1 protein-coding gene and 1 pseudogene are annotated in these 666 nt (G+C 50.0%); both read right to left on the bottom strand.

From position 1 onward, the window contains the following. A pseudogene (locus DMB42_RS52780) lies at nucleotides 1-504 on the bottom strand (hypothetical protein); the annotation flags it as partial. Between the two features lie 45 nt (nucleotides 505-549). Continuing rightward, on the bottom strand, nucleotides 550-663 hold the full coding sequence (locus DMB42_RS56575; RefSeq protein ID WP_396986649.1) for a DUF1198 family protein: 114 nt from the start codon (nucleotides 661-663) through the stop codon (nucleotides 550-552). Nucleotides 664-666: the final 3 nt, after the last annotated feature.

Raw genomic sequence — 666 nt, 5'->3', positions numbered from 1 at the left:
GATTAAAAGCAAACTGAATGAGTTAGCAAAGGAAACCAGCAAGCAGGAGAGCGTCAGCAAAACGGCAAACAAAATAACAACGTAGCGGCGGTCAGTAGCCTGAATTGTCTGGGTAATAAACAAACTGGCAAACATTGCCACAAAGTCGGTCACGGTCACCGATTGCCCGGCAACCCCTTCCGAAATGCCTAAATCCTGGGCCATTGGCGTCAACAAACTGACGGGCAAAAACTCAACGATAATCAGACAGGCGACACAAAACGCCACCGAGAAAACGGCTGACCAGTTCGGTCGGGTGATGGCATCCGCGCCGCGGTTTTCGGCAATAAATTCACTCATGGTGTTACCCGTGGCATGTTTCAGGTGAACAGCAGACCACTTTAACATTGAAATGTGTGACGCATTTAACGTTTTTGCAACTTGTACGGGGTTGCTTGAGCTGGAGTTAAGATCGAAACGGAACAGGGCAAAGATTACCGGATGCGGCGTGAACGTCTTATCCACCCGACAGGTCAGGCGCGGTCTGTAGGCTGATAAGACGAAACGGTTTCAATGCGACCAGTGAACGCCCTCGGCAGGCTGAAAGAACGCGTTATAGCGCATCTGAAAAGCATTAATATCCTGCATTTCAGGTTCGGTTTCGCGCAGAAAACCTAGCGCCAGCCT

The sequence above is a fragment of the Nonomuraea sp. WAC 01424 genome (assembly GCF_003947315.1).
Lineage (GTDB): Bacteria > Actinomycetota > Actinomycetes > Streptosporangiales > Streptosporangiaceae > Nonomuraea > Nonomuraea spiralis.
The sequence above is the reverse complement of the archived record's forward strand: the minus strand, read 5'-3'. Positions and strand labels throughout refer to the sequence as shown.